At 69.3% G+C, this 25,914-nt stretch carries 26 protein-coding genes, 1 tRNA gene and 1 pseudogene; 12 read left to right on the top strand and 16 right to left on the bottom strand.

Going from position 1 to position 25,914, the window contains the following annotated elements:
• Window positions 1–228: 228 nt before the first annotated feature.
• Together ACYVG2_RS08850 and ACYVG2_RS08845 are read left to right on the top strand one after the other, a co-directional pair.
• Window positions 229–657 carry a MarR family winged helix-turn-helix transcriptional regulator gene (locus tag ACYVG2_RS08850; RefSeq protein ID WP_448966411.1) on the top strand — a complete coding sequence of 143 codons (429 nt, stop codon included), beginning with the start codon at window positions 229–231 and terminating at the stop codon, window positions 655–657.
• Window positions 658–751: 94 nt separating this feature from the next.
• Window positions 752–2,359 carry an SPFH domain-containing protein gene (locus ACYVG2_RS08845; RefSeq protein ID WP_460780619.1) on the top strand — a complete coding sequence of 536 codons (1,608 nt, stop codon included), beginning with the start codon at window positions 752–754 and terminating at the stop codon, window positions 2,357–2,359.
• An 80-nt stretch (window positions 2,360–2,439) separates the two neighbouring features.
• Here ACYVG2_RS08845 and ACYVG2_RS08840 read toward each other — a convergent pair whose 3' ends face one another.
• Genes ACYVG2_RS08840 through ACYVG2_RS08830 form a run of 3 tightly spaced genes read right to left on the bottom strand, consistent with a single transcriptional unit; the run spans window position 2,440 to window position 4,581 of the window.
• Window positions 2,440–3,174: an ABC transporter permease gene (locus ACYVG2_RS08840; RefSeq protein WP_460780618.1), complete on the bottom strand. Its 735-nt coding sequence runs from the start codon at window positions 3,172–3,174 to the stop codon at window positions 2,440–2,442.
• A complete protein-coding gene (locus tag ACYVG2_RS08835) occupies window positions 3,171–3,935 on the bottom strand; it encodes an ABC transporter ATP-binding protein (RefSeq protein WP_460780617.1) in 765 nt (254 codons plus the stop codon). Before ACYVG2_RS08835 ends, ACYVG2_RS08840 begins: the two co-directional genes overlap by 4 nt.
• Window positions 3,936–3,993: 58 nt before the next feature.
• Entirely contained in the window at window positions 3,994–4,581 is a 588-nt protein-coding gene (locus ACYVG2_RS08830; RefSeq protein WP_460780616.1) for a TetR/AcrR family transcriptional regulator, read from the bottom strand.
• A 51-nt stretch (window positions 4,582–4,632) separates the two neighbouring features.
• Between ACYVG2_RS08830 and hrpB the strand changes: the two genes are divergently transcribed.
• A complete protein-coding gene (gene hrpB / locus ACYVG2_RS08825; protein WP_460780615.1) occupies window positions 4,633–7,194 on the top strand; it encodes an ATP-dependent helicase HrpB in 2,562 nt (853 codons plus the stop codon).
• Between the two features lies 1 nt (window position 7,195).
• Here the strand turns inward: hrpB and ACYVG2_RS08820 are convergent, their stop codons facing one another.
• On the bottom strand, window positions 7,196–8,686 hold the full coding sequence (locus tag ACYVG2_RS08820; RefSeq protein WP_460780614.1) for an L-serine ammonia-lyase, iron-sulfur-dependent, subunit alpha: 1,491 nt from the start codon (window positions 8,684–8,686) through the stop codon (window positions 7,196–7,198).
• 58 nt (window positions 8,687–8,744) lie between these two features.
• On the opposite strand from ACYVG2_RS08820, the gene ACYVG2_RS08815 reads away from it, so the two are divergent.
• The 3 genes from ACYVG2_RS08815 to ACYVG2_RS08805 all read left to right on the top strand — a co-directional run bounded on the left by ACYVG2_RS08815 (window position 8,745) and on the right by ACYVG2_RS08805 (window position 12,689).
• Window positions 8,745–9,494: a GntR family transcriptional regulator gene (locus tag ACYVG2_RS08815; protein ID WP_460780613.1), complete on the top strand. Its 750-nt coding sequence runs from the start codon at window positions 8,745–8,747 to the stop codon at window positions 9,492–9,494.
• Between the two features lie 153 nt (window positions 9,495–9,647).
• Complete coding sequence (locus tag ACYVG2_RS08810; RefSeq protein WP_460780612.1) at window positions 9,648–11,858, top strand: metallophosphoesterase family protein; 2,211 nt, start codon at window positions 9,648–9,650, stop codon at window positions 11,856–11,858.
• A gap of 63 nt (window positions 11,859–11,921) precedes the next feature.
• Window positions 11,922–12,689, top strand: coding sequence for an HAD family hydrolase (locus ACYVG2_RS08805; protein ID WP_460780611.1), 768 nt, complete (start codon window positions 11,922–11,924; stop codon window positions 12,687–12,689).
• Here ACYVG2_RS08805 and ACYVG2_RS08800 read toward each other — a convergent pair.
• Window positions 12,655–12,727, bottom strand: a tRNA-Arg gene (locus ACYVG2_RS08800). The two genes, ACYVG2_RS08805 and ACYVG2_RS08800, sit on opposite strands and share 35 nt — an antisense overlap.
• Before the next feature lie 75 nt (window positions 12,728–12,802).
• On the bottom strand, window positions 12,803–13,369 hold the full coding sequence (locus ACYVG2_RS08795) for an asparagine synthase (protein ID WP_448966421.1): 567 nt from the start codon (window positions 13,367–13,369) through the stop codon (window positions 12,803–12,805).
• Between the two features lie 128 nt (window positions 13,370–13,497).
• Between ACYVG2_RS08795 and ACYVG2_RS08790 the strand changes: the two genes are divergently transcribed.
• Window positions 13,498–14,334: an SDR family NAD(P)-dependent oxidoreductase gene (locus tag ACYVG2_RS08790; protein ID WP_460780609.1), complete on the top strand. Its 837-nt coding sequence runs from the start codon at window positions 13,498–13,500 to the stop codon at window positions 14,332–14,334.
• A 10-nt stretch (window positions 14,335–14,344) separates the two neighbouring features.
• Here ACYVG2_RS08790 and ACYVG2_RS08785 read toward each other — a convergent pair whose 3' ends face one another.
• The 7 genes and pseudogenes from ACYVG2_RS08785 to ACYVG2_RS08755 form a co-directional block, all read right to left on the bottom strand.
• The gene (locus ACYVG2_RS08785) at window positions 14,345–14,992 is read right to left on the bottom strand and encodes a GntR family transcriptional regulator (RefSeq protein ID WP_460780608.1); all 648 of its coding nucleotides are present in this window, start codon (window positions 14,990–14,992) and stop codon (window positions 14,345–14,347) included.
• Window positions 14,993–15,065: 73 nt separating this feature from the next.
• Window positions 15,066–15,734: pseudogene (locus tag ACYVG2_RS08780) on the bottom strand (NADPH-dependent F420 reductase); the annotation flags it as partial.
• 36 nt (window positions 15,735–15,770) lie between these two features.
• On the bottom strand, window positions 15,771–16,640 hold the full coding sequence (locus ACYVG2_RS08775; protein ID WP_460780607.1) for a sulfurtransferase: 870 nt from the start codon (window positions 16,638–16,640) through the stop codon (window positions 15,771–15,773).
• Between the two features lie 97 nt (window positions 16,641–16,737).
• Window positions 16,738–17,181 carry a Fe-S cluster assembly sulfur transfer protein SufU gene (gene sufU, locus ACYVG2_RS08770; protein WP_460780606.1) on the bottom strand — a complete coding sequence of 148 codons (444 nt, stop codon included), beginning with the start codon at window positions 17,179–17,181 and terminating at the stop codon, window positions 16,738–16,740.
• Complete coding sequence (locus ACYVG2_RS08765) at window positions 17,178–18,476, bottom strand: cysteine desulfurase (protein WP_460780605.1); 1,299 nt, start codon at window positions 18,474–18,476, stop codon at window positions 17,178–17,180. Before ACYVG2_RS08765 ends, sufU begins: the two co-directional genes overlap by 4 nt.
• Before the next feature lie 43 nt (window positions 18,477–18,519).
• Window positions 18,520–18,696 carry a hypothetical protein gene (locus tag ACYVG2_RS08760; protein WP_460780604.1) on the bottom strand — a complete coding sequence of 59 codons (177 nt, stop codon included), beginning with the start codon at window positions 18,694–18,696 and terminating at the stop codon, window positions 18,520–18,522.
• Between the two features lie 49 nt (window positions 18,697–18,745).
• Window positions 18,746–19,084 (bottom strand): DUF6804 family protein, encoded by a 339-nt coding sequence (locus ACYVG2_RS08755; RefSeq protein WP_448966429.1) that lies wholly within the window; start codon window positions 19,082–19,084, stop codon window positions 18,746–18,748.
• A 126-nt stretch (window positions 19,085–19,210) separates the two neighbouring features.
• Between ACYVG2_RS08755 and helR the strand changes: the two genes are divergently transcribed.
• The gene (gene helR, locus ACYVG2_RS08750) at window positions 19,211–21,361 is read left to right on the top strand and encodes an RNA polymerase recycling motor ATPase HelR (RefSeq protein WP_460780603.1); all 2,151 of its coding nucleotides are present in this window, start codon (window positions 19,211–19,213) and stop codon (window positions 21,359–21,361) included.
• A 4-nt stretch (window positions 21,362–21,365) separates the two neighbouring features.
• Here helR and ACYVG2_RS08745 read toward each other — a convergent pair whose 3' ends face one another.
• A complete protein-coding gene (locus tag ACYVG2_RS08745; RefSeq protein ID WP_448966431.1) occupies window positions 21,366–21,677 on the bottom strand; it encodes a hypothetical protein in 312 nt (103 codons plus the stop codon).
• The gene (locus ACYVG2_RS08740; RefSeq protein ID WP_460780602.1) at window positions 21,674–22,552 is read right to left on the bottom strand and encodes an SDR family oxidoreductase; all 879 of its coding nucleotides are present in this window, start codon (window positions 22,550–22,552) and stop codon (window positions 21,674–21,676) included. The genes ACYVG2_RS08745 and ACYVG2_RS08740 overlap by 4 nt, the downstream gene beginning before the upstream one ends.
• A 172-nt stretch (window positions 22,553–22,724) precedes the next feature.
• On the opposite strand from ACYVG2_RS08740, the gene ACYVG2_RS08735 reads away from it, so the two are divergent.
• Together ACYVG2_RS08735 and surE are read left to right on the top strand one after the other, a co-directional pair.
• Complete coding sequence (locus ACYVG2_RS08735; RefSeq protein ID WP_460780601.1) at window positions 22,725–23,729, top strand: 1-phosphofructokinase family hexose kinase; 1,005 nt, start codon at window positions 22,725–22,727, stop codon at window positions 23,727–23,729.
• Complete coding sequence (gene surE, locus ACYVG2_RS08730) at window positions 23,729–24,550, top strand: 5'/3'-nucleotidase SurE (RefSeq protein ID WP_460780600.1); 822 nt, start codon at window positions 23,729–23,731, stop codon at window positions 24,548–24,550. Before ACYVG2_RS08735 ends, surE begins: the two co-directional genes overlap by 1 nt.
• Here the strand turns inward: surE and ACYVG2_RS08725 are convergent.
• Complete coding sequence (locus tag ACYVG2_RS08725) at window positions 24,472–24,822, bottom strand: DUF7882 family protein (protein ID WP_305687546.1); 351 nt, start codon at window positions 24,820–24,822, stop codon at window positions 24,472–24,474. The genes surE and ACYVG2_RS08725 overlap by 79 nt on opposite strands.
• 80 nt (window positions 24,823–24,902) lie before the next feature.
• Here ACYVG2_RS08725 and ACYVG2_RS08720 point away from each other — a divergent pair, with 80 nt between their 5' ends.
• Window positions 24,903–25,217, top strand: a complete 315-nt coding sequence (locus ACYVG2_RS08720) for a DUF7882 family protein (RefSeq protein WP_460780599.1) — start codon at window positions 24,903–24,905, stop codon at window positions 25,215–25,217.
• 87 nt (window positions 25,218–25,304) lie between these two features.
• The gene (locus ACYVG2_RS08715; RefSeq protein WP_460780598.1) at window positions 25,305–25,802 is read left to right on the top strand and encodes an FHA domain-containing protein; all 498 of its coding nucleotides are present in this window, start codon (window positions 25,305–25,307) and stop codon (window positions 25,800–25,802) included.
• Window positions 25,803–25,914: the final 112 nt, after the last annotated feature.

The raw sequence follows: 25,914 nt of genomic DNA, 5'->3' as shown, positions 1-25,914 counted from the left end.
CTCCGTGAGAATCCGACACCTTTCGTGCGACAGGAAAACAGCGCCCGCCTCGAAACTTCCGTGACCAAAACGTTGCATTCGTTACCGCCCCGTTATACAGTGATCACACGGTGAATGTTTGCTGTGGCATCCACCGAATGTGATTGCAGGACACTCTTGGTGCAAGGGACAAGGGCCGGCCGGAAGCCTCTCCGACCGGCCCTTCACCGTTCCTACTAATCTGTATCCATGACGGATCGCAAGCTCGCTCTTGAAACCTGGGAAAGCCTGTTTCGTGCGCAGCATGAGCTCTTCGCGGCGATGGCCGCCGACTTCGACGGCGCAGCGATCACGCAGGCGGAGTACGACGTGCTGCTCACCGTGGTCCGCTCCCCGGAGATGACCGCCCGGCTTCGCGACGTCACGACGAACATGCTGATCAGCCAGCCGAGCGTGTCCCGACTCGTCGACCGCATGGTCGCACGCGGGCTCATCGAGAAGTGCCCCGACCCCGACGACGGACGCGGCGCGCTGATCAGGGCGACCGAAGACGGCGCCCGCGCCTTCCGGGCGGTCGCCACCGTCCACGGACGCTCGATCGCACAGCGGATGTCCTCTCTCGACGACGACGAACTGCGCACCCTCATGGCGTTGACGGAGAAGCTCCGCAGCCTCTGACGGGCATTCCTCCCCATCGGCCGCTGGCCGATCTCTGACATAGTCGATGGAAGAAGCAGTCTCCCGCGGACGCGGGGACAGGGAGGGAAGTTTCATGGAGATCGCCGGAATCGCCGGAATTCTGATTCTCATCGGCATCGGTGTCGTCGTCCTGATCGTGGTCGGACTCGTCGTGCTGCTGTTCGCCCGCAGCTGGATCAAGGTCGCCCGCGCCGACGAGGCGCTCGTCATCTCGGGTCGCAAGCAGAAGGTGCAACGCGCCATCGTGAACGCGGACGGCACGAGCAGTTCGGAGAGCGTCGACTCGCCCGTCACGGTGATCGTGAACGGCAAGTCTCTCGTCAACCCGATCACGCAGCGCCACGAGATCATCTCGCTGCGTTCGCGCCAGGTCTCGCTGAACGCAGAGGCGCAGTCCCTCGACAGCGTCACACTGAACGTCGACGGCGTCGCGATCGTGAAGATCGGCTCCGATCCCCTGTACGTCCGTCGTGCCGCCGAGCGATTCGCCTCGCAGGATGCCGCGATCGAACAGTTCACCACCGAGCAGCTCGAAGGTGCGCTCCGAGGCATCGTCGCCACGCTCTCCGTCGTCGAGCTGATGCGTGATCGCAAGAAATTCTCCGACCAGATCGCCGCCGACGTCTCACAGGACCTCGCCGAGCAGGGCCTCATCCTCGACTCCTTCCAGATCAAGGGCATCACCGACAAGGTCGGATACATCCAGTCGCTCGGCGCCCCCGAGATCCAGGCCAAGCGCCAGTCCGCGGAGATCTCGCAGACGAACGCCGACCGCGCGATCAACCAGAAGAACATCGCCAACCAGGAAGCCAACCTGATCGAGCAGACCGCGCTCGACACGAACACGGCGAACTCGAACGCCGGCATCGGCCGCGCCCGCGCCGAGGCCGAGCAGGCCGAGAACCTCGCCCGCGAGCAGGCGCAGCAGGCCGTGCTGCAGCAGCAGGCGGAGAACCGCCAGGCGCAGCTCGACGCCGACGTCAAGCGCGTCGCCGACGCGCAGCGCTACGAGGCCGAGACCCGCGCCCAGGCCGAGCTCTACACCCGTGAACGCGCTGCAGAGGCCAGCGCGATCGAGCAGGTCAAGCAGGCTGAGGCCCGCACCCGCATCGCCGAGCAGCAGGCGCAGGCCGACCGCGCCCGCGCCGACGGTGAAGCAGCTGCTGCCGTCGCGAAGGCCACAGGTGACGCCGACGCGCTCCGCGCCCAGGCCGACGCGGAGGCCGAGGCACGCCGCCTGCGCGCGAACGCCGAGGCAGACGCCATCCGTGCAGAGGGTGAAGCCCGCGCCGCGGCGCTCGAGGCGGAGGCCAAGGCCATCGCGTCCAACCAGGAGGCGTTCCTCTCCCAGCGCGTGCTCGACGTGCTGCCGACGATCATGAGCGAGTTCGCGAAGGGCTACGCCACGATCGGAAGCGTGTCGATCATCGGCAGCTCCGGCGAGGACGGCGCCTCGGGCGTCGTCGGCGCCGACAGCGCGAAGGCGCTCAAGTCGGTGTTCGACAGCGTGAGCTCGGCCACTGGCCTCGACCTCGCCGCCATCATCCAGGGTCAGGCCGTCGGCCGCGGGATCGGCGAGAGCATCGCGGGCGCTCAGGCACCCGCTGCCACGAAGAAGCCGAAGACGAAGGCGGCCGAATCGGCTGCCGCTCCCCCGCCGCCGCCCGCATCAGCCGAGTAACCGGAGAGCCAAGAGAGCGGATGCCGCGAGCCGAATCGGCCGCGGCATCCGCTCTTCCTGTTCACAATGCAGCAGCGCCCCTACGGCGTCCGGCGGCGCAGCGTGAGCGACGCCAGAACCAGCGCCCCGAGCATGAACGCGACCACGATCAGCAGCGGGCCGAACACATCCCACCCCTCGTCCCCGGCAGAGACGGCGTTTATCGTGTCGATCGCGTAGCTCAGCGGCAGCCAGTCCGAGATGGCCTGCAGCACGTCGGGCATCTGGTCGCGCGGCATGAAGAGTCCACCGAGGATGATCTGCGGGAACACCAACAGCGGCATGAACTGCACCGCCTGGAACTCGGTCTGCGCGAACGCGCTCGCGAGCAGTCCGAGCGCGGTGCCCAGCAACGCGTCGACGACGGCGACGAGCCCCAGTTGCCACAGCGGTCCATCCGTCTCGAGCCCGCAGATCCACACCGCAAAAGAGACCGTGATCACGGCCTGCAGCACGGCCATCAACCCGAACGCCAACGCGTAGCCGAGGATGAAGTCGCTCTTCGCCAACGGCGTCGTCATCAGCCGTTCCAGCGTCCCCGAGCGACGCTCGCGCAACGTCGTGATCGAAGTGATCAGGAACATCACGATGAACGGGAACAGCGCGAGGATCGGGCCGCCGAACTGGTCGAACACGCCCTCCTGATCGCTGAACAGCCACGCGAACAGGCCGACCAGCAGGCTCGGGGCGATCAGCATCAGCGCGATCGAACGGGGATCGTGCCGCAGCTGGGAGAGCACGCGACCCGCGGTCGCGAAGAGCCTGATGACGTTCATTCTCCCGTCTCCTCTCGGCGCGACCTGCGTGTGTCCAGATGCTGCTGCTGATCCCGTTCGATGAGGGCGAGGAACGCGGCATCCGGGTCTTCCGCCCCAGTGTCGGCGAGCAGCCCCTTCGGCGTCGTATCGGCGATGATGCGGCCCGCGCGCATGAGCAGCAGCCGGTCGCAGCGCAGTGCCTCGTCCATGACGTGGCTCGACACCAGCAGCGTCACCCCGCGCTCGGCGAGACCGCGGAACTGAGTCCACAGCTCCGCACGCAGCACCGGATCGAGGCCCACGGTCGGCTCGTCGAGCACGACGAGCTCCGGGGATCCGACCAGTGCCATCGCGAGCGAGACACGACTGCCCTCTCCGCCGCTCAGCGACGACACGAGCTGGTCGGCCTGCGCCGCCAGCCCGACGTCGGCGATCACCCGGTCGACGGCGTCACGCGGAGCGCCGAGCAGAGTCGCGACATAGCGCAGGTTCTGACGGATGGTCAGGTCGTCGTAGGCCGACGCGTCCTGCGTGCCGTAGGCGACGCGATGCCGCAGCACGCGCGATCCGGCCGGCTCGCCGAGCACGGTCACGGTGCCGGACTCGACGCGCTGCACACCGACGATAGAGCGCATCAGTGTGGTCTTGCCGCAACCGGAAGGACCGAGCAGACCGGTGATCTGCCCGCGCGGGATAGCCACGTCGACGCCGTCGAAGACGCGGACCTTCCCGCGTCGCACGCGTAACTGCGAGACCTCCACGCGCGACTTATTCATCATGTGATGAATTGTGCGCTCCGGATGCAGCGGCGTCAAGGCCCCGCGATGCGAATGGCGTTCAGTCGAACAGGTACCTCTGCACCGTGGGGCCGATGCGCGTCACGAGTTCGTCGACCCCGGCATCGGCGATCGGCGGCAATCTGAGGACGTAGCGCGCCATGAGAAGACCGGCGATCTGCGACGCCGCGAGCGTCGAACGCAGCGCCGCATCGTCGGTGTCGAGCGCGCGTGCGATGCGGCCGAGCAGTTCGCGCGAGAGGAATCCGGCCAGCACCGGGGTCGTGAGCTTGCTGCCGATCGCGGCGCGCATGAGCGCGACACCGCGGCGGCGCACATCCGGCTGCTCGAACGCCTGCAGCACGAAGCGTACGACGCGCTCGCCGACCTCGTCACGCGGGCCTGCGAGGATCTCCGGGATCGCGACGTCGGGCCGGATCGGCATGCCCATGGCGGCGGCGAACAGATCGGCCTTGGTCCCGAAGTAGTGGTGCACCAGAGCACTGTCGACCCCGGCCCTGGTCGCGATCGCACGGATCGTCGATCCGTCGTAGCCGCGCTCACCGAACTCGTCGACCGCGGCCGAGATGATCCGTTCGCGCGAATCCGTCTCTCCGCGCGGACGCCCGCGCCGCCTCACCGTGGCCATGCCGCTCAGCCTACGCGCCGAGTCGTGCGCCGGACGCGAGAGACTGGAGGGGTGACCACTGCTCCGTTCGACCTGTCGAAGATCGGTCGCGGACTCGCGTTCGCCTCGGCGGTGGATGATCTGCACGCGGCGCTCGACGGCAGCGCAGCCGTCGTCGTCAGCTCACCGCCGGGCACGGGAAAGACGACGCTCGTCCCGCCGAGCATCGCCGGTCGCGTTCATGGCCGTGTGATCGTGACGCAGCCGCGCCGTGTGGCCGCCCGCGCTGCCGCCCGACGCCTCGCACACCTGGACGGATCGCCCCTCGGCTCCCGTGTCGGGTTCACCGTCCGCGGCGAGCGCCAGGTGCAGTCGTCGGCGATGATCGAGTTCGTCACCGCCGGCGTGCTGCTGCGCCGACTGCTCGATGACCCGGGCCTCGAAGGCATCGGCGCGGTCGTGATCGACGAGGTGCACGAACGCGCGCTGGAGACGGATCTGCTGATCGGCCTGCTGGGCGAGGTGCGCGAGCTGCGCGATGATCTCGTGCTGATCGCGATGTCGGCGACGCTAGACGCCGATCGGTTCGCGACTGTTCTCGGCACGGATGCCGCCCCCACTCCGATCGTGACCCAGACGGTCGTCGCGCATCCCCTCGATGTGCGCTGGGCGCCGAGTCCTTCGCCTCGGTTGGACGAGCGCGGCGTCACCTGGGCCTTCTTCGATCACGTCGCACGCACCGCGGTCGACGCGCATCGCGGCATGGTGCGCAGCATCCCGACCGCAGACGCGCTCGTGTTCGCGCCGGGCGCGCGCGAGGTCGCAGAGATCGCACGCCGCATCCGAGACCTCGCGCCCGAGTTCGATGTCCGAGAGCTGCACGGCCAGATTCCCGCCGCCGAGCAGGATGCCGTGATCGGCGGCCGCCGCGCAGGTGACGCGGCGCGGATCATCGTCACGACTTCGCTCGCCGAGTCGTCGCTCACGGTTCCCGGCGTCCGTCTCGTCGTCGACACCTGCCTGTCCCGGGCCTCGCAGCGTGATGCTGCGCGAGGCATGAGCGGCCTCGTCACCGGTCCGACATCCCGCGCCTCTGCGACGCAGCGCGCTGGTCGCGCCACTCGTGAAGGGCCGGGTGTCGTGGTGCGCTGCGTCGACGAGCGGACATTCGCGGCGGCGCCCGCGCGGCCGGCCCCCGAGATCGCGACGACGGATCTCACCGATGCCGCGCTGCTGCTCGCCTGCTGGGGCGCACCGGGCGGTGCAGGCTTGCGGCTGGTCGATCCCCCTCCCGCTGACAGCCTGAAGGACGCCGTCTCCGTGCTGCACGGCCTCGGCGCGATCGATTCGGACGGGCGGGCGAGCGACGAGGGGCGAGAGCTCGCCCGCATTCCGACCGATCCTCGCCTGGCCCGCGCACTCCGCGACGGCGCCGCGCTGGTCGGCGGAGGCACGGCTGCCGAGGTCGTCGCCCTCATCGGGGGCGAGTTCCGCGTCGCCGACGGAGATGTCGCGTCAGCGTTGAACAGCCTGCGGAGCGGTCGCAGCCTCGAGGCTCGGCGCTGGGAGCAGGAGGTGCGCCGACTGACCCGGTTCACCGACGGCGACCGGGCGGGGCGCGCGAATGCCGAGCAGATCGGGCTCATCATCGCGCTCGCCTTCCCCGAGCGGATCGCCCGTCGCGTCGATCATTCGACTGGCGGCGCGACCTTCCTGCTCGCCTCAGGGACCCGGGCCGGGCTGACCGGCCCGCTCGCCGGCGCCGAGTGGCTGGCTGTGGCCGACGTCACCCGCGCACAGGGCCGCGCCGCAGCCGGCACCGGGGCGGTCATCCGTTCGGCGGCGGTCATCTCCGAGAGCCAGGTCGAACAAGCGGCGACCCATCTGGTCACAGACCGCATCGAGGCGCGATTCACGGACGGGCGCGTCGTCGCGCGGCGCGAGCGCCGCATCGGCGCGATCATCCGTTCTTCGATCCCGGTACGGGTTCAGGCCGGCGAAGGCGGCCAGGACGCGGTGCGGCGGGCGCTGGAGGATCAGGGGCTCGGAGTGTTCACCTGGTCGGAGTCGGCGGATGCGCTGCGCCGGCGGCTCGCGCTGCTGCAGCGGGAGATAGGCATCCCGTGGCCGGAGGTGTCGGATGCCGCGCTCCTCGGAGCGCTCGACACATGGCTCGGTCCGGAGTTGGCGGCACTCGCCACCGGCACCCCCGCCTCGCGCATCGATCTGACCTCGGCGCTGCGGCGACTGCTGCCGTGGCCCGCAGCAGTCGACCTCGACGCCCTCGTCCCCGAGCGGCTCGAGGTGCCCAGCGGTTCGCGGATCCGCATCACCTACCCACCCATCGATGACCCGTCGGCGCGTCCCGTCGTGGCGGTGAAGCTGCAGGAGTGCTTCGGATGGGCGGAGACCCCGCGGCTCGTCGGAGGACGGGTGCCCGTGCTGTTCCACCTGCTCTCCCCCGGCGGACGACCGCTGGCCGTGACCGACGACCTCGCGTCGTTCTGGGCCGGCCCCTATTCGCAGGTGCGCGCCGAGATGCGCGGCCGGTACCCGAAGCATCCGTGGCCGGAGGACCCGTGGTCGGCTGCCCCGACGCGGCACACGAAGCGCCGCGCCGCGGAGAACCGGTGACTCAGCACTCGATGACGTTGACCGCGAGGCCGCCCTCGCTGGTCTCCTTGTACTTCGTCGACATGTCCGCCCCGGTCTGCCGCATCGTCTCGACGACGGCATCCAGCGACACGTAGTGCTGTCCGTCACCGCGCAGCGCGAGTCGCGCCGCTGTGACGGCCGTGGATGCGGCGATCGCGTTGCGCTCGATGCACGGGATCTGCACGAGCCCGCCGATCGGATCGCAGGTGAGTCCGAGGTGGTGCTCCATGGCGATCTCGGCGGCGTTCTCGATCTGCCGGTTGGTGCCGCCCATCACCGCGGTCAGCCCGCCCGCTGCCATCGCACAGGCGGAGCCGACCTCGGCCTGGCAGCCGCCCTCCGCGCCCGAGATCGACGCATTGGCCTTGAAGAGCGAGCCGAGCGCGGTGGCCGTGAGCAGGAAACGGCGGATGCCGCGGCGGCGGTTCGCCTCGGCGATGAGGGCGGGGTCGTCACCATCCGCAACGTTCGCCGGCTCACCGCCGAAACCGAGCAGCGCACTGCCGACCAGCTCGCCGTAGGGCGTGACGGCGTTGCCGGAGCCGAGGCCGGATTCGGCGAGGAACCGCCACCAGTACATCGCGACGGCGGGGAGGATGCCGGCGGCACCGTTGGTGGGTGCGGTGACCACCCGTCCGCCGGCGGCGTTCTCCTCGTTGACAGCGAGCGCGAAGGCGCCGAGCCATTCACCGGGGATCTCGCGACCGCCTTCGGCTTCGACGCTCTCCAGCTGCTCGCGGATGGCTCCGGCGCGGCGCTTGACCTTGAGGATCCCCGGCAGCACGCCGTCCGCGTGCAGGCCCGCCTCGACGCATGCGGACATCGCGTCCCAGATGGCGTCGAGCCCTGCCGCCAGCTCTTCCTCCGATCGCATCGAGAGCTCGTTCTCGCGCGCGACATCGGCGATCGAGAACCCGTGCTCATCGCAGAGCGCGAGCAGGGACGCCGCGTCGGTGTAGCCGAACGGCAGGGATCCGGCGGCGACCTGAGCATCCTCCCCTTCGCGGCGGATGAACCCGCCGCCGACGGAGTAGTACGTCTCCTCCGCGACCGTCCGACCATCGACTGCGAAGGCGGTGAGCATCATGGCATTCGGATGCCCGGGCAGGCGCGTGCGCGGTGCGAACTCGATGTCGTCCTTGACGAACGGGACGGCGTGCGTCCCATCGATGAGGAGCGCTTCGCCGTTCGGGAGATCCGTCCATGCCGAACGCACCTCGGCCGGATCGCAGTCCTCGGGGGCGAGTCCGCGCAGCCCCGCGACGACGGCATCCGGTGTGCCGTGCCCGATGCCGGTCGCCCCGAGCGAGCCGTACAACGTGCACGTCACTCGCGCCACCTCGCTCAGCACCGCACCGGCGCTCAGCCGCCGGGCGAAATCGAGCGCTGCGCGCATGGGTCCGACGGTATGAGAGCTCGACGGCCCCACTCCGATGGAGAAGAAGTCAAAGGCCGAGACGTACGCAGTCACTCGTCCAGGCTACGCTCCGGGGGCAGCTCCTCACTGCGCTCTGCGCCAGACTGATGGCATGACCTCCGACGCGCCTCTCTACCGCCGCGTCGCCGAGCGGATCGCGAGACGGATCACCGATGGGGAGTTCCCGGTCGGCACGCTGCTGCCCGGCGAACAGGCCATCGCCTCGGAACATGGTGTCGCGCGGGGCACCGCACGCAGCGCACTGGCGCTGCTGGCACGTCGCGGAGTCGTCGCGCCGCGGTCCGGCGCCGGATGGATGGTGCAGTCGTCGTCGCACACTCAGGGGCTCGCCTCGTTCGGATCGTTCGCCCAGTGGGCGCACGATCGCGGCCTCGCTCCCGGCGGTCACGTCGTCAGCGAGATGGAGAGCGCGGCGACGGCCGAGGAGGCCCGCCTGCTGCGAATCGCGCAGGACTCCCCCGTGCTGCGGTTCACGCGCCTGCGCAGTCTCGACGGCCACGTGGTGATGATCGAGCGGCCGGTGTATCCGGGCTGGTTGGCTCACATCCTGCGCGGACTGCCCGTCGACACCCCGTCGCACGCCGCGGTGCTCGACGCGGCCGGGTACGGCGAATCCTTCGGATCGCACCGGATCGACGCGGTGGCCGCCTCCAGTGAGGATGCACGCCTTCTCGGCATCCGACGATCGAGCCCTCTGCTGCGGGTGCGGCGGCAGGCCTTCGCTCGTGACGGGCGCCCGATCGATCTCACCGAGGACCGCTATCTGCCCGACTCCGTGTCGTTCGAGGCGTCGTCGACCTCCGACGCGCGACCCGGAGGGTGGACCCGCGCCCTCTCCTGACGCTGGGAGTTGGACAGCTGTGCACACTCGTCCCTGTTATCCGGGCGTTCGGGCACCCGGTTCCCGCCCCGTTGGCGGGGTGTTCATCGCGTGTTCGAAAACGGTGCCGAGACTCGAGCCAGCGTCAACCCGGCGCACACCGAAAGGATCACGATGTCTTCCCTTCACCGCTCCCGCCCCCGTCTGCGGCGCGCGTTCATCGCCGCCGCGACAGTCGGCCTCATCGCCATTCCCTCTGCACCCGCGATCGCATCCGACAGCTTCGGCCTCACCGTCGCGCCGGCAGCCACGGCTCAGGCCGGATCGACCCTGACCACCGAGAGCCCCGACCTCGTCGAAGGCGACGTCGTAGAACTGGCGTGGACCACCGACGCACCCCACGCCACGAACTGGGTCGGCGTCTACCCGCAGGGCGTCACGCCCGGATCGACCTCCTCGACGCAGTGGGCGTACACGGCGGCAGGATCGGGCACCGTGAGCTTCTCCGGCCTCAACGCCGGAGTGTGGGATGTCTACCTGCTCGCGCAGGACGGATACGACGTGCTGTCCGGACCCGTCACCGTGACCATCGCCGTGGACACTGACCGCCCGCAGCCCGGCGACCCGGACGCGGCCGTCGAGATCGACCCGATCGTGACGAGCAACGACACCGACGAGATCATCGCCCGCGAAGGGTTCGGGGCCACCGGCGCCGAGGGATGGTCGGTGAGCTTCGACGACGCGATGGCCGACCAGGGGACGGCGGACTACCGCGGCTGGCAGTTCACCACCCGCGAGGAGTGGGCCGGCGAGATCGACGAGATGCGGGGGCGCTTCGGTCGCGCGCACGACACGATCGTCGTGGCGGACGCCCAGCAGTTCGCCGATCAGCCGTTCGACTCGACGCTCACCGGATCCGCCGTGCCCGTCGACGGACTCGGCGCGGTTCGCCTCACCTTCGACAGCCACTACCGCGGCGCCGCAGGCCAGGCGGGCACGGTAACCGTGAGCTTCGACGGCGGTGAACCGACGGAGATCCTCCGCCTCGACTCGGAGTCCGTCGCCGACGACTACGACGCCCGCCAGATGAACTATGCGCAGGATGTCACCGTGGATGTTCCCGCCGGAGCCGAGAACGCGGTCTTCAGCTGGAACCTCTCCGGCGATGCCGATGCCCGGTACTGGGCGATCGACTCGGTCACCGTGCACGAGTCGCTCGCGGCCCCGACGGGCGACGCCACCCGCGCATGGGTCATGAGCGACATCCAGGGCCACCCGCAGGATCTCCAGCACGCCCTCAACGACTACGCGGAGCTCCTCCCGGGTGCGGACGGCATGCTGATGGTCGGCGACATCGTCAACAGCGGCTCGGACGCGGAATGGACCGAGATCTACGACGTGATGGACGCCACGGCCGACATCCGTCCGCGTCAGACCATCGCGTCGATGGGCAACCACGAGCGTTACGCCGCCGGCGGTTTCGACGCCAATCGCGATCGATTCCTCGCCTTCGCGGAACGCGAGAAGGTGTGGGACGAGTACGTCATCGAAGGCCCCTCGGGCGACCTGCCGGTGATCGTCCTCGGCCAGGAGTTCGCCGGTCCGACCGATGTGGCGATGAGCGATGCACAGGTCGAGTTCCTCGAGGAGCGGCTCGCGCACTGGACCGCGCTCGACAAGCAGGTCGCCGTGATGACGCACTTCCCCCTCGGAGACACCGTCTCCGCGTCGTGGATCCCCGGATACCACGGCCACCATCAGATGAACGACCGGCTGACCAGCATCCTGGGCAACTACCCCAACGCGATCGTGTTCTCCGGCCACACGCACTACCCCGCCGAGCTCGGCGACTGGGCGGTCCAGCGCCGCACGGCCGACGGCCACCCGGACGGCTTCTGGGCGGTCAACACGGTCGCCATGCATGTGGAGTGGGACGCGCGCGGAGAGAACACCGCCGGCATCAGTGAGATCGTGACCCGCGACATCAACCAGGGCCTCACGCTCGAGGCGTACGGCGACCGCGTCGTGGTGAAGGCGTACGACTTCGCCGGCGACACCTGGCTGCGCGAGGTCGTGATCCCCAACCCGCTCGTCGCGAGCGAAACGGAGGAGGGCATCATCGCCGGCGCACCGGAGATCGTGTCGACGCACCACCTCGGCATCAAGCCCGGCGCGAAGCTCACGGCCGAAGAGGGCGAATGGACCGATGGCACCGCGTTCTCGTACCAGTGGCTGGCCGACGGCGAACCGATCGACGGCGCCACGAGCGAGGGATTCCACCTGACGGGCGCCTGGAAGGGCCACGACATCACCGTGCAGGTGACGGGCACCGCTGAGGGACTCGCCCCGGCGACCGTGGAGTCCGAGCCGATCCGCATCGACTGACGGCACCGGCTGTGCCCCGCCTTCTCGAGGGCGGGGCACAGCCGTACCTATTGAGGACACCGAATGAACCTTTCCCGTACGCACGCCCGGCGCCTGCCCGCTGCTGTCCTGTGGGACATGGACGGCACGATCGTCGACACCGAACGTCACTGGATCGCGGCGGCGGAACGGATGCTCGCGGACGCAGGTATCGCGGCACCGCAGAACGCACTCGACCGACTGGTCGGACTCGCCCTGCCCGACGGGGCGCGTGTCATCCGCGACCTCGGCGGATCAGGGGCCGGTGACGCGCTCCTCGAACGCTGGATCGAGCTGGCGACCGCCCACACGAGGCGGGAGGGGATCACCTGGCGGCCGGGCGCACGGAACCTGCTCGCCGCTCTCGGCGCGGCGGGCGTGCCGCTCGCCCTGGTCACGATGTCATACCGCGACTACGCCGACGAGATCCTCGCGGCGCTGCCTCCCGGCACGTTCGACGTCACCGTCACCGGAGACGAGGTCTCCCGGGGCAAGCCTTCTCCCGACGCGTACCTGCGCGCCGCCCAGATGCTCGGCGTCGACCCGGCAGACTGCGTCGCGATCGAGGATTCCCCCATCGGTCTCGCCGCGGCCAGGGCCGCCGGTGCGGCCACGATCGGCGTCCCTCATGACGTGCCGCTCGCCGAAGCCGCCGCCGATGTGCTCTGGCCGACGCTACAGGGCCGTGCCGTGCAGGATCTCGTCCTCCCCCTGCGTGCGAACGCTCGCTGGAATGACGAATCCCCCGCCGCTTTCGCGACAGGGGATTCATACGATGTGCGCCCGAAGGGACTCGAACCCCTAACCTTCTGATCCGTAGTCAGATGCTCTATCCATTGAGCTACGGGCGCATATCTCGGCCCACATCTCTCGAAGTGGGCCTCAGCAAGAATACATGACGAAGCACCCCAAAGCGAAACCGGGCGTCAGGCGCCCTGCTCCTGCTCGCGCTTGCGCCGCGCCCGCTGCTCGGATGACAGCGCCTGCAGGTCGACGAGCCGCAGCGCCTGCATCCGCGCTTCGCGCATGACGGCGTAGTCGGGGTCCTGGTCGGGACGCATGCCCTCGACGTGGAGCCGGCGATCCAGGTTGCCGCGCACATCGGCCCACGCCGCTTCGCGCGCTCCTTCGACGAGGGCACCGAGCTGCTCGGGGTCTTCGGCGATCGCCCTCAGCTTCTCGGCCACACCGGCCGACTGCTTCGCCCGGCGACGGAGGTTGCGCACATCGCGGTCGCGGTAGTCGTGCGTGCTCGCCGGATCGGAATGCCGTCCTCGCGCGCGTTTGCGCCACGTCGTCACCCGCTCCGCTGCCTGCTCGGATTCGGCGGCCATCGCCAGCAGCGCTTCGCGCGCATCGGCCAGATATCGCGCGGCGTCGAACACACCGCCCTGGGCGATCGTGCCGACGAGGATGCGATTCTTCACCGTCAGGCGCGCCGCAGCCGTACCGATGGCGACGCCTTCGGCCACGGCATCCGCAGTTCGTCCCACCACAACCTCCTCCCGAAATCGTACCGTCACCATCTGACGCCGGAGGGGGCCAGAATGGAAACGACAGGTTCTCCCCACCTGCGATGAAGCGAACGGCACGAACCCGAACCGTGCCAGGAGGAGGATGCATGAGCCGGCTGACCCTTGCCGGGAGCACCACCGTGATCACCGGCGCCGCCAGCGGCATGGGCGCGGAGCTCGCGCGGCTGCTCGCCGCCTCGGGCGTGCACCTCGCCCTGCTCGATCACAACGCGCAGGCGTTGGCCTCCGTCGCGGCCGACCTGCCCGGCACCGTCACCACGCACATCGTCGATCTGCGTGACGATGACGCCGTCGCTCTGACCGCCGCAGAGGTCGTCGCCGCGCACCCGCGGATCAATGCGCTCATCACGTGCGCTGGGTCGTCGATGCTGGGCAGCCTCGAGCAGCTCACGATGGAGGAGATGCGCTGGCTGGTCGACATCAATCTCTGGGGCACGGTGTCGATCACCAAGGCGCTGCTTCCCGCCCTGCGCTCGCAGCCGGCCGCGCACATCACGCACCTCGCCAGCGTCTACGCGCTCGCCGCCCCCGCGGGGCGCATCCCGTACGCGATGAGCAAGTTCGCCGTGCGGGGCTTCTCCGAAGCGCTGCGGCATGAGCTGGAAGGCAGCACGGTGACCGTCGGCGCGATCTATCCGGCCGGCGTCCGCACCGGCATCATCCTGCACGGCCGCTACGCCGCCGCGATCGACCCCGCCGTCGCCGCGCGCGCCGCATCGGCGCAGGCGGCGATGTATCACACGGAACCCGCGGATGCCGCGGCGCGCATCATCCGCGCCACGCAGCGGCGCCGCATCCGCACGATGGTCGGACGTGAGGCGCGACTGGTCGATGTGCTGACGCGCCTGGCGCCGAACCGCTACTGGCGGGTCATGCGGACAGCGCTGCGGCAGGCCACCGACACGACGACGCCCGTCGGCTGACCGGCCGGGCTCACGTCTCGTCGACCCCGAACCGCTCGAGCGCCGCGATCGTTCCGAGCTCGAGGTGCCTGGTCACGAGCTCTCGAACGAGTTCGACGTCGCGGCCACGTATCGCCTCGTACAGCGCACGGTGCTCCACGGCTTCGGCCATGAGATCCTCGTGCCGCCCGAACAACCACCTCAGGCGCGTGACGAACACCGCCGCGAGCTCCATGAACATCTCGTTGCCCGCCAGCACCGCCATGCATTCGTGGAATCGCCCCGCCAGGTCCATGGCTTCATCGACTCGACCGGCGACGGCGGCTCGTTCCTCTCTCTCGAGCACCTCGAGCAGCCGCTGCAGCCCCTCGGCATCATGGCGCTCGGTCGCGAGGATGAACAGCTGCGTCTCGACGGTCGCTCTCACCTCCGCGAGGTCCTCGACCTCCTTACGTGTGAAGCGACGCACAGTGGCCCAGCTGCGTGGGCGGCCGGTGACGATGCCCTCATTCACGAGCGCACGGATGGCCTCACGCACCGGAAGACGCGACACGTTCAGCTCGGCTGCGATGTCGCGCTCCACCAGCCGTGCGCCCGGAGGCCGCCGCCCCAGCACGATGTCGTCGCGCAGCATGCGCCTCACGCGCACGGATTCGAGTTCCCCGTTTTCCGCCCCCATTTGCGCATTCTCGCACTCATACGGGCTTCGCACCAGGTTTGGTATCCCGAATGCGCGCGGTCGGCGGCCGCTGTCAGGGCAGGCGGTTCGCCCTGGCCAGGTTCTCCTCCAGCTCCGGCGCCGTCTGACGCACGACGTACGCCGGACGGTCGCGCTCGACCCGCCAGGACTCGCTCAGCGGGCTGACGTCGACCGTGTCGAACCCGAGCTCGTCGTACAGCCTCGTCACGAACTCGACCGCCTCGGGGAAGTCGCTCGAGGTCGCGAGGGCACGGCGGTTCGGTGCGCCTGCGGGCGCGACGTCGACGGTGATGTCGCGGGATCCGATGTGGTTGAACGCCTTGACGATCTTCGAGGTGGGAAGGTGCGCCTGCACCAGCTGAGAGACGGTCGTCTCACCCTTGTCCAGGGCCTCGATGCGTCCGTCGCGCTCGAAGTAGTAGTTGTTGGTGTCGAGCACGATCTTGCCCGCCAGGGGCTCGACCGGAATCTTCGACAGCGCGTGCAACGGCACCGTCACCACGACGACGTCGCCGGCCGCACCGGCCTCGGCAGCCGTCGCCGCCTTCGCCTTCGGCCCGAGTTCTGCGACCAGATCGGAGAGCGTCTCCGGTCCGCGCGAGTTCGAGATCACGACGTCGTATCCGGCGGCGATCGCGGCGCGTGCGACCTGGCTGCCGATGTTTCCTGCACCGATGATTCCAAGAGTTGTCATACCAAGGGGCAACCGGCGGTGGCCCTGGCTATTCCTCCATGACGGAAGATGACGCGCTGGGCGTCACACCCGTGTCAGTCGCCCCTCAGGGAGGATGCCGACGGCGACGGGCCGCCCGCGGGTGTTCGACCACTGGCTCCATGATCCGGGGTACACGAGCGTGCGGATGCCGGACTGCTCCAGCGCGAGCGCGGTGTGCATCGCCGCCACTCCTGAGCCGCAGTACACCGCGACCTCGGTGCCGGCCTCCACACCGGCGGTCGCGAAGATGCGGCGCAGGGCATCCGGATGCTGCAGTCGCCCGTCGCCGGTGACCGTCGCCATCGCCGGCAGGTTCACCGCGCCGGGGATGTGCCCGCCGACCGGGTCGGTCGCCGTGTGAGCACCGCTGTACTGCTCGGGCGTGCGCACATCGAGCAGGACGCCGTCGCCGCGGAACGTCTCGACCTCGTCGAGCAGGATCACTCCCCCCGGTTCACCCGCGAGAGTGATGCGGCCCGGTTCGGGGAGCACGTCTCCGCGCTCCAGGGGCATGCCCTCGCCCGCCCAGGCGCGGATGCCCCCGTCGAGCACCCTCACGTCGACCCCGAAGCGGTGCAGCAGCCACCACACCCGCGCGGCGGGCACGCTGCGGTTGTCGTCGTATGCGACGACGATGTCGCCGTCGTCGAGACCCCACCCTCGTGCCGCGCGCTGCAGGTCATCGGTGTCGGGGAGCGGATGCCGGCCCTCCGACGGCTCGCCTCGGCGCGCGAGCTCGTGCTCCAGATCGACGTAGACGGCGCCGGGAAGATGCGCCGCCAGGTACTCCGGCCGTCCTTCAGGACGATCGAGGCGCCAGCGCACATCGAGCAGCCGCACGGCGGGGCCGGTGCGGTGCTCTTCGGCGCGCTGCAGGTGGATCAGCTGCGCCACGCTGACCAGGTGGCTCATGTCCCCAGCATCCGCACGAACACCGCAGCGGTCACGCGTCGACGACACGGTCGTTAACGCAACGACACACGACGTCACATGCGGGGCGGCCCGATGGTCAGCGCAGTTTGCGGATCGCGTCCTCCGCCGCGACCCATGCGAGCATCGCGCACTTCACGCGGGCGACGTAGCGCGAGACGCTGCCGAGCGCCGCGGCATCGCCGAGCAGCTCCTCATCCGGCTCGATCTTTCCCCGCGAGCGCATGGCCTCGCGGAACGCATCGATGCGCGTGGTGACCTCTGGCACAGTCATGCCCTCGACCAGTTCGGCGAACAGCGACGCCGACGCCTGCGAGATGGCGCAGCCGTGCCCTTCCCACGCGATGGCCTCGATCGTGCCGTCGGCAGCCGCGTGCACCTGCAGCGTGATCTCATCGCCGCAGGTCGGGTTCAGCTGATGCGACTGCGCCTCGACCTCGTCGCGCAGGCCGAAGCCGTGCGGGGTGCGCGAGTGGTCGAGGATCAGCTCCTGGTACAGGTTCTGCAGATCGCTGGAGGTCATGAGCGCACTCCGAAGAACTCGATCGTCGCCGCGACGCCCTCGAGGAACGCATCCACCTCATCCTCGGTCGAGTACAGATAGGTGCTCGCGCGGGTCGACGAGGTGACCCCGAGACGACGGTGCAGCGGCTGGGCGCAGTGGTGCCCGACGCGAACGGCGATCCCCTGATCGTCGAGGTACTGCCCCACGTCGTGGGAGTGGATGCTGGGGATGTCGAAGCTCGCAAGTCCCACCCGCGGCAGACCGATGCCCGCCCCGAGCACACGCACGCCGTCGATCGCGGCGAGCCCGTCGATCAGGCGACGCCCGAGAGCGGCCTCGTGCTCGGCGATCCGCGCCATCCCCACCGCCGAGAGGTAGTCAACTGCTGCGGCGAGCGCGATCGCCTGCGACACCCGCTGGGTACCGGCCTCGAAACGCTGCGGCGGCGGCAGGTACTCGGCCTCGGTCGTGGTGACCGTGGTGATCATGGATCCACCGGTGAGGAACGGCGGCATCACCTCGAGCAGCTCGCGACGTCCGTAGAGCGCGCCGACGCCCGTCGGGCCGAGCATTTTGTGGCCGGAGAACACGGCGAAGTCGACGTCGAGCGCCTTCACGTCCAGCGGCAGGTGCGGCGCGGACTGACACGCGTCCAGCAGCACGAGCGCACCGACCTCGTGGGCGGCGGTGATCAGCTGCTCGACCGGGTTGATGACGCCCAGCACGTTCGAGACATGCGTGACGGCGACGATCCTGGTGCGAGGGCCGATGAGCGCGGCGGCTTCGTCGAGGCGCAGCGCGCCGTCGTCGTCGAGCGGGATGACACGCAGCGTCGCGCCCGTCCGGGCGGCGAGCTCCTGCCACGGGATGAGGTTCGCGTGGTGCTCCATCTCGGTCGTGACGATCTCGTCGCCCTCACCGAGCCGGAACCTCTCGGCGGCCGATCCCCCGCGGCCCACTGACGCGTTCGAGAACGCGTATGCGACGAGGTTGATCGCCTCGGTGGCGTTTGAGGTCCAGACGATCTCGTCGTCGTCGGCACCGACGAACCGCGCCACAGTGGCCCTGGCGTCTTCGAAGACCTCGGTAGCCTCGGCGGCGAGCGTGTGCGCACCGCGATGCACTGCGGAGTTGAGGGTGGTGAGGAACTCGCGTTCGGCATCCAGCACGGCCAGGGGGCGCTGCGAGGTCGCACCGGAATCGAGGTAGACGAGCGGATGCCCGTTCACCTGCGTCTGCAGGATCGGAAAGTCCTCACGGAGGCGGAGTATTTCGGCATCCGCCAGTGAGGTGACATCGAGGGAAGCGCTCATCCTTCAAGTTTCTCACTCGCGAGCGCCACCGGGGGCATCGGGATCAGGCCGGGGAATCGTCCGGGTTCAGCGACTCCAGCGTGTCCTCCTCGACGGCGTTGTCTGCGTCGAGCTGCTCCTCGGTGGTCTCGTCGCCGCCCAGGGGCGCGCCTTCCTCATCGTGCGCGGCCGGGGCGTCGGGGCGTCGTTCCTCAGCGGGGTCGGGTCGGTGATCGTCCATACCGAGCACGGTACGCCTGTGCGCTCGCGTGCGCCACGCCTGGCTTCGATCAGGCGGCCGGCGCCGTGCTCTCGTTCTTGACCAGTGCACCCGCAGTGATGAACGCGAGCGCCGCGACGAAGTGCGCGACGACCCAGATCCACCCGCTGAACCCGAACGGGAAGATCGGATTCCACAGCACGGCGACGGCGATGAAGACGATGCTCCACCACCACTGCCCCGCCTGGAACGCGAACCAGGCGACGATGACGGCGAGGATCGCGACGAGATACAGGATCACGGTCGCCACCACACCGTCCGGGAACAGCGGAGCGAGGAAGAGCGCGATCGCCGCGAGCAGGCCGGGTGCGAGTGCGTTGCGCTGCGTCTGCGGGGCGGAGGAGGTCATGTCATCCATCTTCCCGCACTTCCAGTTTACCGGTGGGACAGGGGCTTGCGGCAAGGGCCCTGTGCGGGCGCATACTTGTCGATCGTGTGCACGTCCTCCTGCGCGCATGAACGATTCGGAGCCGTCATGAATCTTGCCGCGACCAGCGCTTTCCAACTTCCCGACCGTCTTGCCGCCAAAGCCCATCCCACCCTCGTCGCCTCCGACGAGGAGCACTTCGCCGCGATCGCGCGTACCGTCGGCGACAGCATCGCCGACGCCTCCGCCCGTCTCGACCGCGCGCTGAGCGCCCCCAGCGGCGTCGGCGGCGAGGCCGTGGAACGCGACCTCGAGATCCACCGGCTGAACGCGCGCCTTGCCATGTTCCGCCGCTACGGGATCGACATGTGCCTGGGCCGCATGGTCACCACCGATGGCACCCGCATCTACATCGGCCGCCTCGGACTCACCGGTACGGACGGCCGCCAGCTGCTGGTCGACTGGCGCGCACCCGCGGCCGAGCCGTTCTTCGGCGCGACGCTGGCTCAGCCGATGGGGCTCCTCAGCCGCCGGCGCTACCGATGGAGCGGCGGTCGCATCAGCGACTACTGGGACGAGGCGTTCACCCTCGAGGCTTTGGAAGAGGGTGGCGCGCTCGATGATCAGTCGTCCTTCATCGCGAGCCTCGGCAGTTCCCGGTCGACGCGGATGCGCGACGTGCTGGCGACGATCCAGGCCGATCAGGACGCCATCATCCGTGCCGGATCGCAGGGCGCGCTCGTCGTCGACGGCGGCCCCGGCACGGGCAAGACCGTCGTCGCGCTGCACCGCGCCGCGTATCTGCTCTACTCCGACACGCGCATCTCCCGCGGCAGCGGTGGCGGCGTGCTCGTCGTCGGCCCTCACCAGCCGTACCTCGCCTACGTCGACGACGTGCTGCCCAGTCTCGGCGAGGACCGCGTGCAGACGTGCACGCTGCAGGACCTGGTTCCGGATGCCGGGCGCAGCCCGCTCGAGACCGACCCTGCCGTCGCGCGGCTGAAGGCCGACGGCCGGCTCGTCGACGCCGTCGAGACCGCAGTGCGCCTCTACGAGCAGCCGCCGCAGCGGACGACGATCGCCGAGACCCCGTGGGCCGATCTGCGCGTGCAGGCGACGGACTGGCAGGAGGCCTTCGACACCGACACGGATGCCCCGCACAACGAGGCGCGCGACGAGGTGTGGAATGCGCTCCTCGACATCGTGCTCGACAGGTTCGCCGAGCAGATCCCGCGCAGCCGGCTGAGACGGGTGCTCGCGCAGGACGAGGCGCTCACGCAGACCTTCAATCGTGCCTGGCCGCTGCTCGATCCGATGGGACTGATCGCGGCGCTGTGGAGCAGCCCCGGCTTCCTCAAGCGCTGCGCCCCCTGGCTCAGCGACGCCGAGGCGAGACTGCTGCAGCGCGAGGACGCACGGGCCTGGACGGCATCCGATCTGCCGCTTCTCGACGCCGCGAGAGGGCGCATCGGCGACCCGCATGCCGGACGCCTGCGCCGCGAACGCGAGCGCGCGAAGGCGGAGGAGAGGGAGTACAGGGCGAGTGTCGCCGACTATCTGATGCAGTCCTCGGATGACGACCTCGGACTCATGTCGATGCTGCGCGGAGAAGACGTGCAGAACAGCCTCGACGATGACGACGCGCTGCCCCGGCGCAGCGCCGATCCGCTGGCCGGACCCTTCGCCCACATCATCGTGGACGAGGCGCAGGAACTCTCGGATGCCGAATGGCGGATGCTGCTGCGCCGCTGCCCCTCACGCAGTTTCACGGTCGTCGGCGATCGTGCCCAGGCGCGTCACGGCTTCACCGAGACGTGGCAGGAGCGCCTCTCGCGCGCCGGCCTCAAAGACGTCCACATCGCCTCTCTCACGGTCAACTACCGCACCCCGGAGGAGATCATGATCGAGGCCGAGCCGGTCATCCGTGCTGCCCTTCCCGACGCGAACGTCCCGACCTCGGTGCGGGCGAGCGGCGTTCCCGTGCGTCACGCTTCTCTGCACGAGCGCGACGCGATCGTCGACTCCTGGCTCCGCGACAACGAGGAGGGCACGGCCTGCGTCATCGGCGATGAGACCTTCGCTGCCACAGAGCGCGTGCGCTCGCTCACGCCCGCGTTGTCGAAGGGTCTCGAGTTCGATCTGGTCGTGCTGGTCGACCCCGAGAGCTTCGGCGGCGAGAGCGGCGGCATCGAGGGCGCCGTCGATCGGTACGTCGCGATGACGCGTTCGACGCGCGAACTCGTGGTGCTCACGCCCTGACCGATCACGCCGGCGGGAAGTGCGGGATCTCGTTCGGCCGCGTCGCGCGGGAGACGGTCACTCCGCCTGCGACGGCGGTGTCGAGCTCGGCGAGCAGTTCCTCGAGATCTCGGTAGCGGGAGCGTGTCGGGCAGGGGCTGCGCAGCCAGAGCACTTCGAGCGTGCCGGTGTCGTTGCGGTCGACGTACGCCACCAGGCGCCCAGGGTCCGTCTGCTTCCTGGAGCCGTCGCTGATCCGCCACGCACCGTGTCCGAGGGGGATGACCTCCCAGGTCGTCGCGTCGGACCTCGGAGGCTCCGGGGCTGTCATTGTCATAGTGGTTTTCCTCCTGTCACCGGCAGTACGGCGCCGGATACGTACGATGCCTCGCCCGACGCGAGGTACACATAGGCCCCGGCGAGCTCGGCCGGCTGTCCGGCACGGCCCAGCGGGGTGTCTGCGCCGAACTTCCGGACCTTGTCGGCATCCCAACCGGTGGCGGGGATCAGAGGCGTCCAGATCGGCCCGGGGGCGACCGCGTTCACACGCACGCCTCGGGGGCCGGCCTCTTCGGCGAGCGCCCGGACGAATGCCACCTGAGCGGCCTTGGTCATCGCGTAATCGATCAGTCCGGAGGACGGTTCGAAGGCCTGGATGGATGCGGTGACGATGATGCTGGAACCGGGCTGCAGGTTCGGGAACGCCGCCCGCGCCGAGAACAGCATCCCGGCGAGGTTGGTGTCGAACACCCGTCGCATCGCCTCGGTGTCGAGGTGCGCGAAACCCGCGACATCGTGCTGGTAGCCCGCGTTCAGCACGAGGATGTCGAGATCACCGAACGCCCGCCTGGCCTCCAGCACGCATTCCGTGGCGAAGTCCTCGTCGCGGACATCGCCGGCGAGACTGAGCCCGGTGCGGCCGGCCTCTCGGACCAGGCGCAGGGTCTCATCGGCATCCGACTGCTCCTCCGGCATGTGGACGATGGCGACGTCGGCTCCTTCACGGGCGAACGCGATGGCGACCGCCCGGCCGATTCCCGAATCACCGCCGGTGATCAGAGCCCGGCGTCCGGACAGTCGCCCGTGGCCCTCGTAGGAATCCTCTCCGTGGTCGGGTGTCGGTCGCATCTCCTCCGTCTGACCGGGCTGGGTCTGCTGCTGCGCGGGGAATCCATCGTCCGGGTGTGCAAAGCGGGGATCCTCGGTGTGCATTCTGATCTCCTCTCGCTGTCGAGTGTCCACACACCTTCCTTCGAACCACCCGACCCGGCCAAGGGGGTTGACACTTCGGCGGCCTAATGAGATCGCGTGCAGATGTCAACGGGGAGGCGGCGCGCGCGGATCGGTTGAGAGGATGCGGCAACGACGGATGAAGGGAGCCGACATGAGTGACGTCACGATTCTCGCCCCCTCTCCGACACTGACGGTGACGGTGGAGGATCACCCGCAGGGTTCGGAGATCCATGTGCACGCGGGCGGGCAGGGCGTGTGGCAGGCGCGGATGCTGCGCAGGCTCGACGTCTCGGTCACCATGTGCTGCGTGCTCAGCGGCGAGATCGGCCGCACGCTTCGGCATCTGCTCGAGGATGAGGGGATCACGGTCGTGGCCGTCGAGCGCGAGGGTCGCGGATCGGCGTACCTGCACGATCGACGTCAGGGTCAGCGCATCGTGATCGCCGAAGAGGACGGCGACCCCCTCGACCGTCATACGCGCGATGACCTCTACGGGGCTGTGCTGCGCAGCAGCGCCGATTCCCGAGCCGTCCTGCTGAGCGGACCCGCCGGTGCGGAGACGGTGCCAGCAGACATCTACCGCCGCCTGACGATCGATCTGCGCAGCGCGCAGCGCCCGGTCATCGCCGACCTTTCGGGCGAGCGTCTGCAGGCCGTCGTCGACGGAGGCGTGGACGTGCTCAAGGTCAGCCATGAGGAGCTGAAGGTCGACGGCCTCGCCCGCGACGGATCGGTGCCCGAGATCGCGAGAGCGATGCACGAGCTGCGCACGCGCGGCGTCGGGGCAGTGGTCGTCACCCGGTCGTCGGAACCGCTGCTGCTGCTCGATGAGCACGGCGTGCTTGAGGTGTCGCTGGCGCGCCTGGAGGAGAACGAGACGCGCGGCGCCGGCGACTCCCTCACCGCCGGCGTCGTCGCCGCCCTGACGCGCGGCGAAGGACTGCGCGAGGCCGTGACCCTCGGGGCTGCGGCAGGGGCGCTCAACGTCACGCGCCACGGCCTCGGCACCGGTGACGCGGATGCGATCGCGCAGTTGCGCGAGGGCGTCCGGGTGCACGAGCTTCCGCAGTTCGATGCGGATGCGGCGGTTCCTCAGGGAAGGGTCAGTCCCGACGGATTGGCCGCGCTGGCCGAGGCGGACGAAGAGGAGGAGTGATGCACCGCGCACTGATCACCAACGACGACGGAATCGATGCGCCCGGATTGGCGGCGCTGGCGGATGCTGCGGTCGAAGCCGGCCTCGAGGTGACGATCGCCGCACCCGCGACGCAGTCGAGTGGCTCCAGCGCGTCGATCATGGCCGGCGAGTCGCACGGACGCATAGCCGTGGACCGGCGCACGCTCGATGCGCTGCCGGACGTGCGCGCCTTCGCCGTTCACGGCGGTCCTGGGCTGATCGCCATGATCGCTGCGCGTGGAGCATTCGGCCCTCCCCCGGATCTGGTGCTGTCGGGGGTGAACCACGGCGCGAACGTGGGGCGGGCGATCCTGCACTCCGGTACGGTCGGTGCGGCTCTCACCGGTGCGCTCAACGGTGCATGGGCGATGGCCGTGTCACTCGATGTCGGTATGAACCCGACGTCGTTCCACTGGGAAACCGCCGCGCGCGCCGCGATCAGTCTGCTCCCGGTGCTGAGCGCGCAACCGCGCGGCACGGCCCTGAACGTGAACGCGCCGAACCGGCCCGATCCCCGCGGCGTGCGTCAGTGCACGCTCGCACCGTTCGGAATCGTGCAGACCACGGTCGCGGAGAACGAGGAGAGCTACGTGCGCCTTGCGGTGGAAGAGCTGCCCAACGTCCCCACCGAGGACAGCGACGCCGCGTGCCTCGCCCAGGGGTGGGTGACGCTCACGAGCGTGGACTCGGTCACCGAACGACCCATCGACGTCGAGCCCGATCAGCTGATCGGCGGCACCGTCGACATCTCGGCGGTCCCTGGGGCATCCCCGTTGTCCGCCGGCTCGGGCACGAGATAGAGGCCGGCCGGCGAATTGGCGGTGAAGGCGAGCGCGTCGACCCACGCGCGATTCACCGACGGCTGACGCCCGCCGTAGTACTTGTAGACGATCGAGCTGCCCGGGTGCACCCACACCGTCGTCCGGCCGCCGCCCACGCTGGCGTCCTCGCGCCAGCTGAACGCGAACGGCTCTCCTCGGCGCAGCTTCGCGCTGATCACGAGCTGCATGTGCAGCAGGGCGCGATCTTCGATCTCGACCTTGACGCCGCCCTCGTAGATGAACTTACCCATGGGTGCCAGCCTCCTTCACGTTCGCTGCTCGTCCGCGCGTGCGCTCTCCCGAGCGAACGCCTCTGATTTACCCTAATGCGATGGGAATGATCTACTACGGCGGCGCCGCCGAACCGATCTCCGTTGAGGATCGTGCGCTCGCTCACCTCAAGGTCGTCATCGCCACGAAACTGCGTCGCAACGAGAGCTTCACCCTGTCGTGGAAGCACCCGGAGGGCGACCGTCCCGGCCGTTCGACGATCTGGTTGCATCCCTCGATCCCTTTGCGCTTCGTGTTCGATGAACCGGAGCCGCCGACGCTGAGCGCCGAGTGGATCACGGCGATGGCCAACTCCGCGAACTCGAGCGGAGGCATCACGCTCGTGCCCGAGTACATCCGCAACTCCGAGGGCTAGCCGCGACGACACCCAGGGTCAAGGCCCTCGCACCGGGGCTCGCGGTCGTCCTACTCTGACGGTTCAGCAAGCTCGAAGGGACCGGACATGACCGACCAGACTGCCCCGGGATACGAACCGACAACGACCCACGCCGAGTGGGGAGCGGGAGATCCCCGTCTGCTCATCTCGCGCGAGGATGACCGTACCGTGCATCACATCACCACGGACACCGTGCGCATCGGCCGCGCGGACGGCAACGAGCTCCGGCTCGCCGACACCGACCCGGTGCATGCGACCATCACGCATGACGAGCGGGACGAGTACGTGCTCACGTTGCACGGCACGGGCGAGATGAACGCGAATCCCCAGTCTGCGGAGACCGACGGAGGAGACCGGTCGGAGATCCTGCGCACAGGCGCACGCTTCACGGCAGGACCCTGGACGCTGGTCTTCAACAGGGACGAGTTCGCCGACCACGGCCGCCCTTTCGGCGGGCGGGAGGGTGGAGAGTTCGACGACCAGCCGCCGCAGCCGGCGCGCCCCGACTACGCCCAGGACACCAGCGCCGGGACGGACGCGGGGCTTGAAGTGAAGGACGGCTAGAACCGCCCGAGTGAGCACGACCGGAAGCTGTCAACCCCCTCTGCGACGCCGACGGCGCACGTCTATCGTCACCCGGAGCGAACGAACGATGAGACGCAGCGAAAGAACACGA

This window comes from Microbacterium shaanxiense, from assembly GCF_054779995.1.
Note: the sequence above shows the minus strand (reverse complement) of the source record. Positions and strands in the feature narration are given on the sequence as shown.

Bases quoted from the DNA above. Each gene is read 5' to 3' on its own strand.
- ACYVG2_RS08850 (WP_448966411.1), top strand. From the start codon at position 229: ATGACGGATCGCAAGCTCGCTCTTGAAACCTGGGAAAGCCTGTTTCGT.
- ACYVG2_RS08845 (WP_460780619.1), top strand. From the start codon at position 752: ATGGAGATCGCCGGAATCGCCGGAATTCTGATTCTCATCGGCATCGGT.
- ACYVG2_RS08840 (WP_460780618.1), bottom strand. From the start codon at position 3,174: ATGAACGTCATCAGGCTCTTCGCGACCGCGGGTCGCGTGCTCTCCCAG.
- ACYVG2_RS08835 (WP_460780617.1), bottom strand. From the start codon at position 3,935: ATGATGAATAAGTCGCGCGTGGAGGTCTCGCAGTTACGCGTGCGACGC.
- ACYVG2_RS08830 (WP_460780616.1), bottom strand. From the start codon at position 4,581: ATGGCCACGGTGAGGCGGCGCGGGCGTCCGCGCGGAGAGACGGATTCG.
- ACYVG2_RS08815 (WP_460780613.1), top strand. From the start codon at position 8,745: ATGACCTCCGACGCGCCTCTCTACCGCCGCGTCGCCGAGCGGATCGCG.
- ACYVG2_RS08810 (WP_460780612.1), top strand. From the start codon at position 9,648: ATGTCTTCCCTTCACCGCTCCCGCCCCCGTCTGCGGCGCGCGTTCATC.
- ACYVG2_RS08805 (WP_460780611.1), top strand. From the start codon at position 11,922: ATGAACCTTTCCCGTACGCACGCCCGGCGCCTGCCCGCTGCTGTCCTG.
- ACYVG2_RS08790 (WP_460780609.1), top strand. From the start codon at position 13,498: ATGAGCCGGCTGACCCTTGCCGGGAGCACCACCGTGATCACCGGCGCC.
- ACYVG2_RS08785 (WP_460780608.1), bottom strand. From the start codon at position 14,992: ATGGGGGCGGAAAACGGGGAACTCGAATCCGTGCGCGTGAGGCGCATG.
- ACYVG2_RS08775 (WP_460780607.1), bottom strand. From the start codon at position 16,640: ATGAGCCACCTGGTCAGCGTGGCGCAGCTGATCCACCTGCAGCGCGCC.
- sufU (WP_460780606.1), bottom strand. From the start codon at position 17,181: ATGACCTCCAGCGATCTGCAGAACCTGTACCAGGAGCTGATCCTCGAC.
- ACYVG2_RS08765 (WP_460780605.1), bottom strand. From the start codon at position 18,476: ATGAGCGCTTCCCTCGATGTCACCTCACTGGCGGATGCCGAAATACTC.
- ACYVG2_RS08760 (WP_460780604.1), bottom strand. From the start codon at position 18,696: ATGGACGATCACCGACCCGACCCCGCTGAGGAACGACGCCCCGACGCC.
- ACYVG2_RS08755 (WP_448966429.1), bottom strand. From the start codon at position 19,084: ATGACCTCCTCCGCCCCGCAGACGCAGCGCAACGCACTCGCACCCGGC.
- helR (WP_460780603.1), top strand. From the start codon at position 19,211: ATGAATCTTGCCGCGACCAGCGCTTTCCAACTTCCCGACCGTCTTGCC.
- ACYVG2_RS08745 (WP_448966431.1), bottom strand. From the start codon at position 21,677: ATGACAATGACAGCCCCGGAGCCTCCGAGGTCCGACGCGACGACCTGG.
- ACYVG2_RS08740 (WP_460780602.1), bottom strand. From the start codon at position 22,552: ATGCACACCGAGGATCCCCGCTTTGCACACCCGGACGATGGATTCCCC.
- ACYVG2_RS08735 (WP_460780601.1), top strand. From the start codon at position 22,725: ATGAGTGACGTCACGATTCTCGCCCCCTCTCCGACACTGACGGTGACG.
- surE (WP_460780600.1), top strand. From the start codon at position 23,729: ATGCACCGCGCACTGATCACCAACGACGACGGAATCGATGCGCCCGGA.
- ACYVG2_RS08725 (WP_305687546.1), bottom strand. From the start codon at position 24,822: ATGGGTAAGTTCATCTACGAGGGCGGCGTCAAGGTCGAGATCGAAGAT.
- ACYVG2_RS08720 (WP_460780599.1), top strand. From the start codon at position 24,903: ATGGGAATGATCTACTACGGCGGCGCCGCCGAACCGATCTCCGTTGAG.
- ACYVG2_RS08715 (WP_460780598.1), top strand. From the start codon at position 25,305: ATGACCGACCAGACTGCCCCGGGATACGAACCGACAACGACCCACGCC.